This is a genomic window from Stutzerimonas decontaminans, from assembly GCF_000661915.1.
Classification (GTDB): Bacteria; Pseudomonadota; Gammaproteobacteria; order Pseudomonadales; family Pseudomonadaceae; genus Stutzerimonas; species Stutzerimonas decontaminans.
Genome location: NZ_CP007509.1, coordinates 2,713,307 through 2,725,689 on the forward strand (window position 1 = coordinate 2,713,307; position 12,383 = coordinate 2,725,689).

A 12,383-nucleotide genomic window follows, 5' to 3' on the forward strand; every position below is an offset into this window, starting at 1 on the left:
CTCAATAAGTCCGAACCTTGGGCTCGAATGCCGGAACGGTCTTCGGAGCGAAGTTCACGGCACGCTTGGCAACACGCTTGTCACCCGGGAAGTACAGGGTGTGGCACAGCCAATTCTCATCATCACGCTCTTCGAAATCTTCGCGAGCATGCGCACCACGGGATTCCTTGCGGTTCTCCGCGGCAATTGCAGTAGCTTCGGCAACTTCCAGCAGGTTCTGCAGCTCAAGCGCTTCGATGCGCGCGGTGTTGAACGCCTGGCTCTTGTCGGAGATCTTGACGTTGGCGATGCGCTGACGCAGATCGACCAGCTGGGCGATACCCTTCTGCATGTATTCACCGGTACGGAATACACCGAAGTAGTTCTGCATGCAGTTCTGCAGCTCTTTGCGCAGCGGAGCGACATCTTCACCGGTGGTGCGCTCGTTGAGACCGGCAAGACGGCTCAGAGCAACGTCCAGATCGGTCTCGCTGGCACCACGATGCTCGATACCTTCCTTCAGCGCCTTCTCCAGGTGCAGGCCTGCAGCGCGACCGAACACCACCAGGTCAAGCAGAGAGTTGCCGCCCAGACGGTTGGCGCCATGCACCGACACGCAAGCCACCTCGCCTACTGCGAACAGCCCATCGATGATGGTGTCATTACCGTTGGCGTCCTGAGTGATGGCCTGACCATGAATGTTGGTGGCGATACCACCCATCATGTAGTGACAGGTCGGCACTACCGGCACCGGAGCAGTCACCGGATCGACATGCGCGAAGGTCTTCGACAACTCACAGATGCCCGGCAGACGGCTGTGCAGCACTTCCTCACCGAGGTGATCCAGCTTCAGCATTACGTGATCACCATCCGGACCACAGCCATTGCCGGCCAGAATCTCCTTGACCATCGAGCGCGCAACGACGTCGCGACCAGCCAGGTCCTTCGCGTTCGGAGCATAACGCTCCATGAAACGCTCGCCGTGCTTGTTAATCAGGTAGCCACCTTCACCACGGCAACCTTCGGTTACCAGCACGCCCGCACCGGCGATACCGGTCGGGTGGAACTGCCACATCTCGATATCTTGAACCGGCACGCCTGCGCGCAACGCCATACCCACACCGTCGCCGGTGTTGATCAGCGCATTGGTCGTCGATGCATAGATACGACCGGCACCGCCCGTGGCAAGCACGGTAGCCTTGGAGCGGATATAGACGGTTTCGCCGGTTTCGATGCAGATGGCGATGACACCAACGACTGCGCCGTCCTGGTTCTTAACCAGGTCGACCGCATACCACTCGTTGAGGAATACGGTATCGTTCTTCAGGTTGCCCTGATAAAGCGTGTGCAGCAGTGCATGACCGGTACGGTCGGCCGCGGCACAGGTACGAGCGGCCTGACCACCCTTACCGAAGTCCTTGGACTGGCCGCCGAAAGGACGCTGATAGATGCGACCTTGCTCGGTGCGCGAGAACGGCAGACCCATGTGCTCGAGCTCAAACACGGCTTCAGGGCCGACGGAACACATGTACTCGATCGCATCCTGGTCGCCGATGTAGTCGGAGCCCTTGACGGTATCGTACATGTGCCAGCGCCAGTCATCGTTCGGGTCGGCCGAAGCGATAGCACAGGTGATACCGCCCTGAGCGGAAACGGTGTGCGAACGAGTCGGGAAAACCTTGGTGACCACAGCGGTCTTGTGACCGGACTGGGACAGCTGCAGCGCCGCGCGCATACCGGCGCCACCGCCACCAACGATGATGGCGTCAAAAGAAAGCGTACGAATGTTAGCCATGAATCAGATACCCCAAAGAATCTGCACGCCCCAGACGAAGAAGGTGAACATGGCAATGCCACACACCGCCTGGAACAGGAAACGAACGCCGGTAGCCCACTTACCGATCGCCATGTTGGTCAGGTAGTCAGTGGAAATCGTCCACATACCAACCCACGCGTGCACACTCAGGGCAACCAGCGCCAACAGGCTGAAAATGCGCATCCAGTTGGCAGAAAACAGCTCATGCCACTGGGCATACTCCAGACCTGGGTTTGCAATCAGGTACCCAAGCAGAAACAAAAAATAAGCCGCAAGAACCACTGCAGAAACGCGCTGTGCCATCCAGTCATACAGACCCGAGCGCGAAAAGTTGGTGACATTGGTTACCATATCCACACTCCCGCCAGAACGATCAGCACCGCCGACACGGCGATTACGATTTTCGAGCCCAGCTTGCCGCCTTCCAGCGTCTCGCCATGCCCAGTGTCCATGATCAGGTGACGCACACCCGCCACCAGGTGATACAGCAGTGCGGACAGCAACGCCCAGCTCACCAGCTTAGCCAAGGGGCTGCTCAGATATGCACGAACATCCTCAAAGCCTTCTGGCGAAGACAGCGAGGTATCGAGCGCGAGCAACAACAAGGCGATACCGACGAACAGGATGACACCGGATACACGGTGGAGAATCGACGTGTAAGCAGTGATGGGGAGTTTTATTGTCCTAAGATCTAGGTTTACAGGTCGTTGGCTTTTCACGGCTTTTTTTCACACTTGAGAGCCCCAGAGCGCAGGGCAAAGTTGTTGGGAAGAGTACGCAGCAGTACCCGCTACCCACGAGTGACAACCTACAGAATACTGCCTGTAAGGCCCCTGCCGGTCGGTGTCCGAGTATAAACAGTTAGGTCACTAATGACAATGTGGTGAAGTGCCACTAAAGGCGGATAGCAGCCCCTATATAAATGCCGTAAACAGTGCACCCAAGCTGTACGCATCCCCCTGCAGAGCCCTCTACGGCATGGGTTCGCGCAAATTGACTTTGCGATTTATCACACTATAGTGATGCGGGCCCTGCGTGGGGGGCCATGATGATTCCAAGCACAAAACAGGAGGCCATACATGGCTGACAAGAAAGCGCAGTTGATCATCGAGGGCACTGCCCCCGTCGAACTGCCCGTTTTAACCGGTACCGTAGGGCCTGACGTAATAGATGTACGAAGCCTGACCTCCACGGGTCACTTCACCTTCGATCCCGGCTTCATGTCGACCGCCTCTTGCGAGTCCAAGATCACCTACATCGACGGCGACAAGGGCATCCTGCTACATCGCGGCTACCCGATCGAACAGCTGGCAGAGAAATCCGACTACCTGGAAACCTGCTATCTGCTGCTGAACGGCGAACTGCCTACCGCCGAACAGAAGGCACAGTTCGTCAGCACCGTGAAGAACCACACCATGGTTCACGAGCAGCTGAAGTCCTTCCTTAACGGTTTCCGTCGTGACGCCCACCCCATGGCCATCATGTGCGGCGTGGTCGGTGCACTTTCCGCCTTCTACCACGATTCCCTGGACATCAACGACCCACACCATCGCGAAATTTCCGCGGTGCGTCTGGTCGCGAAGATGCCGACCATCGCCGCAATGGTTTACAAGTACTCGATCGGTCAGCCGCTGATGTACCCGCGCAACGATCTGAGCTACTCGGAAAACTTCCTGCACATGATGTTCAACACCCCGTGCGAGATCAAACCGATCAGCCCGGTGTTGGCCAAAGCCATGGATCGCATCTTCATCCTGCACGCTGATCACGAGCAGAACGCATCTACCTCTACCGTTCGCCTGGCGGGCTCGACCGGCGCCAACCCGTTCGCCTGTATCGCAGCCGGCATCGCTGCTCTGTGGGGACCGGCACACGGTGGCGCGAACGAAGCCGTACTCACCATGCTGGACGAGATCGGCGACGTATCGAACGTCGAGAAATTCCTGGCCAAGGCCAAGGACAAGAACGATCCGTTCAAGCTCATGGGCTTCGGCCATCGCGTCTACAAGAACTTCGATCCGCGCGCCAAGGTCATGAAGCAGACCTGCGACGAGGTTCTGGGCGAACTGGGCATCAACGATCCGCAGCTGGATCTGGCCATGAAGCTGGAAGAGATTGCTCTCAACGATCCGTACTTCGCCGAGCGCAACCTGTACCCGAACGTGGACTTCTACTCGGGCATCATCCTCAAGGCCATCGGCATTCCGACCAGCATGTTCACCGTCATCTTCGCTCTGGCGCGTACTGTCGGCTGGATTTCCCACTGGAAGGAAATGATCGCCTCCGGCCAGAAGATCGGGCGCCCGCGCCAGCTGTACACCGGCCACACCAAGCGCGACCTGCCGCGTTAAGCGACAATTCCGTGCAACGAGAAAGGCTGCCCCAGGGCAGCCTTTTTTGTTTCTTCGCGAGCACCAGCAGCAAACCCTGGATTGCCGACAAAAATCCTCGCCGGCGAATCTTGCCGAACCGCCACTGATTGAAACGTTACCTAGCTGGCGGCAGCATCACCCACATCATAGCGTCGGCACGCCTCACCTCCAGTGGAAGGCCGCTACGCCGTCTCCTGCTCCAGCCAGCCCAACAAATGGATTGCCTCATCTCTGTTTTCACCACAGCAGACAGGGTCTGCTGCAAATGCGGAGCACACGGCAGGCCGCCGTGGATCACCGAACAGCGAGCATAAAAAGCCAGCATCCAATTGAACACACCGCTCCCCAGCACGCTTGCCATGCGGCATGCCGGGTATGGGCGAACTGATCGAGGGGGCGATGCAGCAGGCACCGCAACCGGGGCGACAATCCATAAACTGCCACTCATGAAAAAAATCGGGCGGCGATAATAATCCGGCCGAATTGCAGACACCAGATGGCCATTGCGCAAGGTTGCGACCGGAAATAGGCTAGCGCGTCGTCATTTTCGAGCACACACCCACCATGCCTGTCTGGTTGCAAACCGCCGCCCTGCTCTGCTGCTCCAACCTGTTCATGACCTTCGCCTGGTACGGCCATTTGAAGAGCCTGAACGGCAAGCCCTGGCTAATCGCTGCACTGATCAGCTGGGGCATCGCATTCTTCGAATACATGCTGATGGTGCCAGCAAACCGCATCGGCTATACCGAGCTGTCAATCGGCCAGCTTAAAATCATGCAAGAGGTGATAACGCTGATGGTATTCGTACCATTCAGCGTGCTGTACATGCAGCAACCACTGAAGCTGGACTATCTGTGGGCGGGACTCTGCCTAGTCGGGGCCGTGTACTTTATCTTCCGCAGCTAACAACGGGCCCTGACAGATACGCAACCCGCCAGGTGACGCCAGCACCTGCGCTTGGGCATACTGGCGACCCTTTCAAATCCCTTCAAGGAATCTCGATGTTCAAGGTCAACGAGTACTTCGATGGCACCGTCAAATCCATTGCCTTCGACATGGCAGAAGGCCCGGCCACCATCGGCGTGATGGCGCCCGGCGAGTACGAATTCGGCACTGCACAGCTGGAAGTCATGCACGTGGTTGCGGGCAGCCTGGACGTGAAGCTGCCCGGCGCAAACGAGTGGGAAACCTTTGCTAGCGGCAGCCAGTTCACTGTACCGGCCAACAGCAAGTTTCAGCTGAAGGTCAAGTTGGATACGGCTTATCTTTGCGAGTATCGCTGAGGCGCAGCAAGCACTGCCTAAGGCGATGAATGACGAGGTGGATGAACCATGTGTCATCCACCCTATGAAAAGCGATTTTCTGAGGCGTGAGCGTCGCGGTCAACTCAACGAATAGAACGACATTACAAAGCGCAGATCGACCGATGCCCAGCCATTAGCCCAATGGGGTATAGGCTTGCGTTACCTGCTTACCCTGGCTTAGCTTGGTGAGTTCCAGTGCAAGCCGTTCGCGCTCGGACCGGCCAGCCTCCTGAAGCTTGGCGTATAGCTCAGCCATAGCTTCAATCTCTGCCCGCAGCTCGACGTGGACCGCATCCTCATCCCGCAAAGTTGACACCAGGGCACTGCAAGCTGCATCCAGCGCGGCGATGGCATCCCAATCACCGCCGTCCAGTGCACCGCGAATCTGTTCGGTCAGCTCGGCGAAAGCCTGCGTTTTGGCCTGCATGGTGTTCTCCTGATCAATCAGCGACGCGGAACTGGACACATGACAGATCAGCCCTTCGGCGCAATCTGATCCCAGGCGAGCTTAATTTCACCCAGCAGCCTGCCCACTTCATTAAGCTTTTCGATATCGTTGTGTCGACTAGCCTCAAACAAACGCATCGTCATGTACTCATACAACCGATCGAGATTATCCGCCAGCTCGCCGCCAATATTCTTGTCCAGTGCGTCGCGCAAGCCACCGATGATACCGACTGCCTTCCCAACCAATACGCCCTTCTCCGCGTACGCCTCACGCTCCATCGCCCCCTTGGCCTGAGCGATTCGGTCCAACCCACCCTGCATCAGCATCTGGATCAAACGGTGCGGGTCAGCGTCGTTTACTTGTGCCTGAACGCCCACCTGCTGGTACTGTTTCATTGCTGACATTGCATACATTTGAATAAGCCCCTTGCCACACCATTCACATGCTCGGTTTATCGGTCCAAACCAGCCGGACTTGAGCAAACAACACAAACAAAAAACCGCCCTATAGGCGGCTTTTAGTTGAAAATACAGTTTATTTTTTGGAATTGCTCGCTGCCCAAGGCAAATTCTCCAACGAGGCCAGGAGACTTGATGAGGTATTCGAAAGCTGCCCCACAAGCAGATCCATCGCATTGAACTGCTTATACAGGCGCTCTTGTAATGATGTGATGCGCCGATCAAGATCCTCCTTCTGCTTGTCGATCTTCGATATCGTCTCGGCCATCACCTTGTTGCGTTGCTCGAGTATTCCGCCGGTTTCTGTATAAGGCTTAAGCTTTTCATCGAGCCGAGTAGCAAGCCCTTTCTCGCCGGCGAACAAGCCGGAAAGCTCTTCAAAACTGTTATCCATCACCGCAGCAAGCTTGTCTTCGTCGACCTTCAGCGTACCGTCTTTCTGCGTAGTGATACCGATGTCGGTGAGGGCGCGGATGCTGCCAGAGCCCTGCACGGTTACCAGCTCGTTGCGAATCGTATTAAGCAGCGTCCGGGCCGTAGCGTCACCCACCAGCGCCCCAGTTACCGGCGCCTTGTCATCCCCAACCGGGGTGACCTTGGTTTGGGAATTGATCACACCAATTAGCTTGTTGTACGCATCGACGAACGACTGAACCTGCTTCTTGACCCCGGCTTCATCCAGCGTCACGCCCACGGTGAGAGGCTGATCAGCTTCCGTCAGACCTTTCAATTCGAGCGTCACCCCTTCGATGGCGCTGTCGACGGTATTGGTCTTGCTGGTGACGCTCAAGCCGTCGACGGTTAGCAGTGCACTCCGGGCCGCCGAAATAACGCCCGCCGAACCATCTGCACCCGGCTTATCTATTCCACCAGCAAAAGCAAGCTTGGCAAGATCGCCACTCGCGGCATCCACTGCCACGGTGACGTCTTCACCCGCCCCGGTAGTTGTACTGCTGAGCACCAGCCGAGAACCGGCGTCGTCGGTCACAATGGTTGCGGAAACGCCCTTCTCAGCGCCTGCCTTGTTGATCGCATCTCGGATACCGGCCAGAGTATTGTTGCTTTCATCCACCGTAATAGCGGGCAGCGCGGTACTACCGATGCTGACCGTCAGCGTACCGGTGCCGAGTTTTACGGGGTTCGCAGGGTCATTCTGGAATGCCTGAAGCGCCACCTTGCTGCCGGCGGCAAGCTGGCTAACCGCCACCTTATAGCTGCCGGCTCCCGCGGTAACCCCAGCCTTTACCGAAAGAAGTTCGGATTTGGAGGAAGAAGCAGCACGAGCCTGGAACAACTCCGGCTTGTTAAGGTTACCCAAAGCAGTTTGAAACTCGGTGATGGCACTCTTGAGCGCGCCGATAGCGGTAATGCGAGTGGTGGTCTTCGACTCCAGCGTCTTGAGCTGCGACTCTTTAGGCGCACGCTCGGCCGCCACCATGCTTTTGACAATGCTATCGATGTCGATACCGGAACCAATGCCCGTTACGCCCGCCATAGCCACACCTCGTCAAAAAATTTGCTTATCGTTAACAAACGAACCAACAGTCAAGATTCGTGCCGCTCACGCCTTGCCTTCAAACAGAAGACTGCGCATCTCGTCCAGCCGCTCGGCAAGGCGCAGAAGTTCTTCGGACGGTATTTGCCGCACCACCTTGCCCGATTCTCCATCGACAACCCGAACGACCACCTCGCCCGACGAATCGTCGACGCTGAAGCTCAGGTCACGCTGCAGGTTCTGCACTTGCTCGCGCAGTCGATCGACTACAACGCCGACATCCTCAGAGCGCCCCGCCCGTACCTCTTCAGCCTCGCCATTGTCCCGATGATCGGACGACGAAAACCCAGGCTCCGAACGAAGGCTGGGTAGCGTAGCTACTGCAGGTGATGAAAGCGTGATTCCTGCCATTTTTCCGACGTCCATGATTCACCTCGTAAATGAATCAATGGGGAAGCAGCCGAGCCACTTCCCCATTCTTTGCGCCGCTCCTGCTCCTGCTATTACTGCAGCAGGCTGAGGACTGCCTGCGGCAGCTGCTTGGCCTGGGCCAGGATCGCGGTACCGGCCTGCTGCAGAATCTGGTTCTTGCTCAGATTCGCGGTTTCGGCGGCGAAGTCAGTATCCTGAATACGACCGCGAGCAGCGGATACGTTCTCGGCGATGCTTTGCAGGTTGGCGATAGTGTTATCGAAGCGATTCTGTACGGCACCGAGGTCCGCACGCTGCGAGTCGATTGCCTTGATTGCATCGTCGATAATCAGAACGGCGGCCTGAGCGCCAGCGGCGTTGCTAATATCAACACCCTTGACGTTGTTGCCATTATCAGTGTCATCGACGGCTGTTGTGCTAAGAGTAATAGCAGCGAAGGTCACAGCTGGGTCTTCCGTCCCGGCTGTGAACGCGCCGATAGAGGTAACGATGGGTGCTGCATCGGTGCCCGACTTGCCATTCCCTTTCGCAATGATCTGCCAAGCATCATCAGCATCTTTCTGTACGCTGATACCCAAGTTGGCATCGTTGATCGCCGCAGCGATGCGAGCGGTAGCGGCGTCAGCATCGTCGCCATCCTTGAACGCAACATCAATTGTACGGGTCGTGGCGTCGTCCATCGTAATTTCGATGGTACCCGAGCCTTTGACAATAGCGGCACCGGTAGCGTCTACGAATGCAGTCTTGTAGTAGGTACCAGTGAGGGAATCGGCACTTGCAGAGTCGATCCCGACGCTGATGATCTCGTTGGCAGCTGAACCTACTTGGAAGCTGGCTACACCGAACGAGCCATCCAGCAACTGACGACCACCAAAAGTGGTGGTATTGCTGATTCGGTCCAATTCCTTCTTAAGCTGACCGACTTCCGAGTTCAACGCAACGCGCTCGGAATCGCTGTTCGAACCGTTGGCCGACTGCAGCGCCAGGTCACGCATGCGCTGCAGGATGTTGGTGGACTGCTGTAGGGCGCCTTCAGCGGTCTGAGCCAGGGAGATACCGTCGTTGGCGTTGCGAACTGCTACGCCGAGACCGTTGACCTGGCTGGTCAGGCGGTTGGCAATCTGCAGGCCGGCGGCGTCGTCCTTGGCGCTGTTGATGCGGCTACCGGTGGACAGGCGCTGCATGGAGGTGGCCAGCGCGTTGGACGAGCTGTTCAGGTTACGCTGAGTGTTCAGCGAAGGGATGTTGGTATTGACGGTAAGAGCCATGGTGTTTGCCTCCAAGGGCGCTAGTTACTTTGGTTGCCTGAGCTTGCGACTCCGGGCCGGCTTATGTCAGGCACCCATTGAGTTCGCATTCGATTAGCTTATCGGCGCCGTTTGGGTTGGCTTTAGGGCAGATTCGAACTTTTTCGTGAGCCCGGTACCGTTCCAACGCTACGCCAGCACATCCAGACTGCGGACTTGCTTGACCAGCTTTTCGGGTGGAGGCGGGAAAACTTTAGGAGGATGACCGAAGCGGCCTCAGAGGAGCAGTGAGCGAAGGAAGATTCGTAGGATGTTGTTGGGCTTTGGGTGACCCCATCGCGGCCAAGGCCGCTCCCAGGGGTTTGGTGACACATTTGGGAGCGGGTTTGCCGGCGAGGCTCGCTGGAATGAGCTGTCATGCGTTATGTGTTTGCCGAACCAAGCTGAGCAAGGCGCTTGAGGAACTGCGCTTCGTCGAGCACCGTCACACCGAGCTCAGTGGCTTTGGAGAGCTTCGAGCCGGCGCCAGGGCCCGCTACCACGCAAGCCGTTTTGGCGGACACTGAACCTGCAACCTTTGCGCCCAACGCCTCCAGTCGCTCCTTGCCTTCATCACGGCTCATGGTTTCCAGCGTGCCGGTCAGCACCCAGGTCTGGCCGGCCAGCGGCAGGCCTTCGGCGGCTTTCCTTTCGCTTTCCCAGTGCATTCCGAACTCGCGCAACTGCGCTTCAATCAAACGGGCGCGCTCGGCGTTTTCGGGTTTGTCGAAGTGGTCGCGCAGCGAACGAGCAGCCTTTTCGGTGAGGCGTTCGACCTGACGCAGATCGAGCCAATCAGCCACGATGATCGCGTCGAGACTGCCGAAACGCTCTGCCAGGCGCTGGGCGCCGGTGCGGGCGATATGGGGGATGTTGAGCCTGTCGAGCAGATCGGCCAGCGTCGCGCACGCGGCGAACTCGGGATGGACGTCGCCCTCCTCCTGCGGTTCGACGCCACGTTCACGCAACAGGGCGATCACGCTACGGTTATGTTCGTCATCGAAGAAGCTGTGGATCTCGTGCGCAACCTCGAGCCCCACATCGGGCAGGTAAACAAGCACATCAGGCAGCGCGCGACTTATGCGATCCAAGGAGCCCAATGCCCGTGCCAGTAGCTTGGCGGTTTCCTCGCCAACATCTGGTATGCCCAACGCGTAGACAAACCGCGCAAGGCTTGGTTGGCGGCTGGCGTCGATGGCATTAAGCAGGTTACGCGTGGATATCTCGGCGAAACCTTCCAGTTCAATGACCTGCTCGTGAGTCAGGCAGTAGAGATCCGCCGGCGAGCTGACCAATCCCTTGTCGACCAGCTGCTCGACGATCTTGTCGCCCAGGCCATCGATATCCATCGCGCGACGCGAGACGAAGTGGATGATCGCCTGTTTGAGTTGAGCCTGGCAGGCCAGACGGCCAACGCAACGGTAGATCGAGCCCTCGCTCACCGACTCGCGCCCCTTGCTGCGCTTGATCAGCTGGGTGCGCTCCACCGCCGAGCCGCAGACCGGGCACTGCTCAGGCACATGCACGACACGCGCGTCAGCTGGGCGGCGTTCGGCGATTACGCCGAGAATCTGGGGAATCACGTCGCCGGCGCGGCGCACGATCACCGTATCGCCGATCATCACGCCAAGGCGCGCCACTTCGTCCATGTTGTGTAGCGTTGCGTTGGATACCGTGACGCCGGCTACCTGCACCGGTTTCAACCGTGCGACAGGGGTGATCGCGCCAGTGCGACCGACCTGGAACTCGACGTCTAGCAGTTCGGTGATTTCCTCCCGCGCGGGAAACTTGTGGGCAATGGCCCAACGCGGCTCGCGGGCGCGAAAGCCCAGCTCGCGCTGCTGCGCCACGGCGTTGACCTTGAACACCACGCCGTCGATTTCATACGGCAGCGCGTCGCGCTTTTCGCCGATGACGTCGTAATAGGCGCGGCATTCAGCAATGCCCTTGGCCAGTTTCAGCTCACGGCTTATGGGCAGGCCCCAGCTTTTCAGCGCTTCGAGAATCCCGATGTGCGTAGCCGGAAGCGCGCCATCGCTGCGCCCAACGCCGTAGGCGCACAGTTCCAGCGGCCGGCTGGCGGTGATTTTCGAATCCAGCTGGCGCAGGCTGCCGGCTGCGGCGTTACGTGGATTGGCGAAGGGCTTGCCGCCGCTTTCCAGCTGACGGGCGTTAAGCGCCTCGAAACCCGCCTTGGGCATGTAAATCTCGCCGCGGACTTCGAGCACCGCGGGCCAGCCGTTACCATGCAGCTTCAACGGAATGTTCCGCACGGTACGCACGTTGGTGCTGATGTCCTCACCCGTGCTGCCATCACCGCGGGTGGCACCACGGACCAGATGGCCGTTCTCATAGAGCAGGCTGACCGCCAGGCCATCCAGCTTGGGTTCGCAGCTATATTCGACCATGGCGCCATCGCCGAATAGGTCGCCTGCCGGCAGATCCAGGCCTTCACGCACGCGACGATCAAAATCGAGCAGATCCTTTTCCACGAAGGCGTTGCCCAGACTCAGCATCGGCACTTCGTGGCGAACCTGACCGAATGCCGCGAGCGCAGCCCCGCCGACCCGCTGGGTTGGCGACTCGGGCGTCACCAGTTCCGGGTGCTCCGCCTCCAGCGCCTTGAGTTCGTTGAACAGGCGGTCGTACTCGGCATCGGGAACACTGGGCTCGTCGAGTACGTAGTAGCGGTAGTTGTGGGCGTCGATTTCGCTGCGCAGTTCGGCAATGCGCTCGGTGGCGGTTTGGGCGGAAGGCATAGGACGAAGCCGTGACTGGGGCTGTGCTGATTCA

The 12,383-nt window shown here is 58.3% G+C and carries 13 protein-coding genes; 3 read left to right on the top strand and 10 right to left on the bottom strand.

From position 1 onward, the window contains the following. Position 1: 1 nt before the first annotated feature. Genes sdhA through sdhC form a run of 3 tightly spaced genes read right to left on the bottom strand, consistent with a single transcriptional unit; the run spans position 2 to position 2,514 of the window. Positions 2–1,774, bottom strand: coding sequence for a succinate dehydrogenase flavoprotein subunit (sdhA, locus tag UIB01_RS12415; RefSeq protein WP_014820478.1), 1,773 nt, complete (start codon positions 1,772–1,774; stop codon positions 2–4). Between the two features lie 3 nt (positions 1,775–1,777). Beyond that, the gene (gene sdhD, locus UIB01_RS12420; RefSeq protein ID WP_015277279.1) at positions 1,778–2,146 is read right to left on the bottom strand and encodes a succinate dehydrogenase, hydrophobic membrane anchor protein; all 369 of its coding nucleotides are present in this window, start codon (positions 2,144–2,146) and stop codon (positions 1,778–1,780) included. Then, positions 2,140–2,514, bottom strand: coding sequence for a succinate dehydrogenase, cytochrome b556 subunit (gene sdhC, locus UIB01_RS12425; protein WP_038660863.1), 375 nt, complete (start codon positions 2,512–2,514; stop codon positions 2,140–2,142). The genes sdhD and sdhC overlap by 7 nt, the downstream gene beginning before the upstream one ends. Positions 2,515–2,874: 360 nt before the next feature. Between sdhC and gltA the strand changes: the two genes are divergently transcribed. Beyond that, complete coding sequence (gltA, locus tag UIB01_RS12430) at positions 2,875–4,146, top strand: citrate synthase (protein ID WP_038660866.1); 1,272 nt, start codon at positions 2,875–2,877, stop codon at positions 4,144–4,146. Positions 4,147–4,349: 203 nt separating this feature from the next. On the opposite strand, the gene UIB01_RS23440 is transcribed toward gltA, so the two are convergent. Next, positions 4,350–4,601: a YkgJ family cysteine cluster protein gene (locus UIB01_RS23440; protein ID WP_080695084.1), complete on the bottom strand. Its 252-nt coding sequence runs from the start codon at positions 4,599–4,601 to the stop codon at positions 4,350–4,352. Between the two features lie 130 nt (positions 4,602–4,731). Here UIB01_RS23440 and UIB01_RS12435 point away from each other — a divergent pair, with 130 nt between their 5' ends. Together UIB01_RS12435 and ppnP are read left to right on the top strand one after the other, a co-directional pair. After that, the gene (locus UIB01_RS12435) at positions 4,732–5,073 is read left to right on the top strand and encodes a DMT family protein (protein ID WP_014820482.1); all 342 of its coding nucleotides are present in this window, start codon (positions 4,732–4,734) and stop codon (positions 5,071–5,073) included. A 95-nt stretch (positions 5,074–5,168) separates the two neighbouring features. After that, positions 5,169–5,450, top strand: coding sequence for a pyrimidine/purine nucleoside phosphorylase (ppnP, locus tag UIB01_RS12440; protein ID WP_038660870.1), 282 nt, complete (start codon positions 5,169–5,171; stop codon positions 5,448–5,450). A 154-nt stretch (positions 5,451–5,604) separates the two neighbouring features. Here ppnP and UIB01_RS12445 read toward each other — a convergent pair whose 3' ends face one another. The 6 genes from UIB01_RS12445 to ligA form a co-directional block, all read right to left on the bottom strand. Beyond that, positions 5,605–5,898 (bottom strand): flagellar protein FliT, encoded by a 294-nt coding sequence (locus UIB01_RS12445; RefSeq protein ID WP_038660873.1) that lies wholly within the window; start codon positions 5,896–5,898, stop codon positions 5,605–5,607. 47 nt (positions 5,899–5,945) lie between these two features. Beyond that, positions 5,946–6,332 (bottom strand): flagellar export chaperone FliS, encoded by a 387-nt coding sequence (gene fliS / locus UIB01_RS12450; RefSeq protein WP_038660876.1) that lies wholly within the window; start codon positions 6,330–6,332, stop codon positions 5,946–5,948. A gap of 121 nt (positions 6,333–6,453) precedes the next feature. After that, positions 6,454–7,872 (bottom strand): flagellar filament capping protein FliD, encoded by a 1,419-nt coding sequence (gene fliD, locus UIB01_RS12455; protein ID WP_038660879.1) that lies wholly within the window; start codon positions 7,870–7,872, stop codon positions 6,454–6,456. 66 nt (positions 7,873–7,938) lie between these two features. Beyond that, positions 7,939–8,298 (bottom strand): flagellar protein FlaG, encoded by a 360-nt coding sequence (locus UIB01_RS12460; RefSeq protein ID WP_051605079.1) that lies wholly within the window; start codon positions 8,296–8,298, stop codon positions 7,939–7,941. Positions 8,299–8,375: 77 nt separating this feature from the next. Next, positions 8,376–9,572: a flagellin gene (locus tag UIB01_RS12465; protein WP_038660882.1), complete on the bottom strand. Its 1,197-nt coding sequence runs from the start codon at positions 9,570–9,572 to the stop codon at positions 8,376–8,378. 401 nt (positions 9,573–9,973) lie between these two features. Continuing rightward, a complete protein-coding gene (gene ligA, locus UIB01_RS12470) occupies positions 9,974–12,349 on the bottom strand; it encodes an NAD-dependent DNA ligase LigA (RefSeq protein WP_038660885.1) in 2,376 nt (791 codons plus the stop codon). Positions 12,350–12,383: the final 34 nt, after the last annotated feature.

Excerpts from the sequence above, each read along its gene's own strand:
- sdhA (WP_014820478.1), bottom strand. The coding sequence starts at position 1,774 with ATGGCTAACATTCGTACGCTTTCTTTTGACGCCATCATCGTTGGTGGC.
- sdhD (WP_015277279.1), bottom strand. The coding sequence starts at position 2,146 with ATGGTAACCAATGTCACCAACTTTTCGCGCTCGGGTCTGTATGACTGG.
- gltA (WP_038660866.1), top strand. The coding sequence starts at position 2,875 with ATGGCTGACAAGAAAGCGCAGTTGATCATCGAGGGCACTGCCCCCGTC.
- UIB01_RS23440 (WP_080695084.1), bottom strand. The coding sequence starts at position 4,601 with ATGGATTGTCGCCCCGGTTGCGGTGCCTGCTGCATCGCCCCCTCGATC.
- UIB01_RS12435 (WP_014820482.1), top strand. The coding sequence starts at position 4,732 with ATGCCTGTCTGGTTGCAAACCGCCGCCCTGCTCTGCTGCTCCAACCTG.
- ppnP (WP_038660870.1), top strand. The coding sequence starts at position 5,169 with ATGTTCAAGGTCAACGAGTACTTCGATGGCACCGTCAAATCCATTGCC.
- UIB01_RS12445 (WP_038660873.1), bottom strand. The coding sequence starts at position 5,898 with ATGCAGGCCAAAACGCAGGCTTTCGCCGAGCTGACCGAACAGATTCGC.
- fliS (WP_038660876.1), bottom strand. The coding sequence starts at position 6,332 with ATGTATGCAATGTCAGCAATGAAACAGTACCAGCAGGTGGGCGTTCAG.
- fliD (WP_038660879.1), bottom strand. The coding sequence starts at position 7,872 with ATGGCGGGCGTAACGGGCATTGGTTCCGGTATCGACATCGATAGCATT.
- UIB01_RS12460 (WP_051605079.1), bottom strand. The coding sequence starts at position 8,298 with ATGGACGTCGGAAAAATGGCAGGAATCACGCTTTCATCACCTGCAGTA.
- UIB01_RS12465 (WP_038660882.1), bottom strand. The coding sequence starts at position 9,572 with ATGGCTCTTACCGTCAATACCAACATCCCTTCGCTGAACACTCAGCGT.
- ligA (WP_038660885.1), bottom strand. The coding sequence starts at position 12,349 with ATGCCTTCCGCCCAAACCGCCACCGAGCGCATTGCCGAACTGCGCAGC.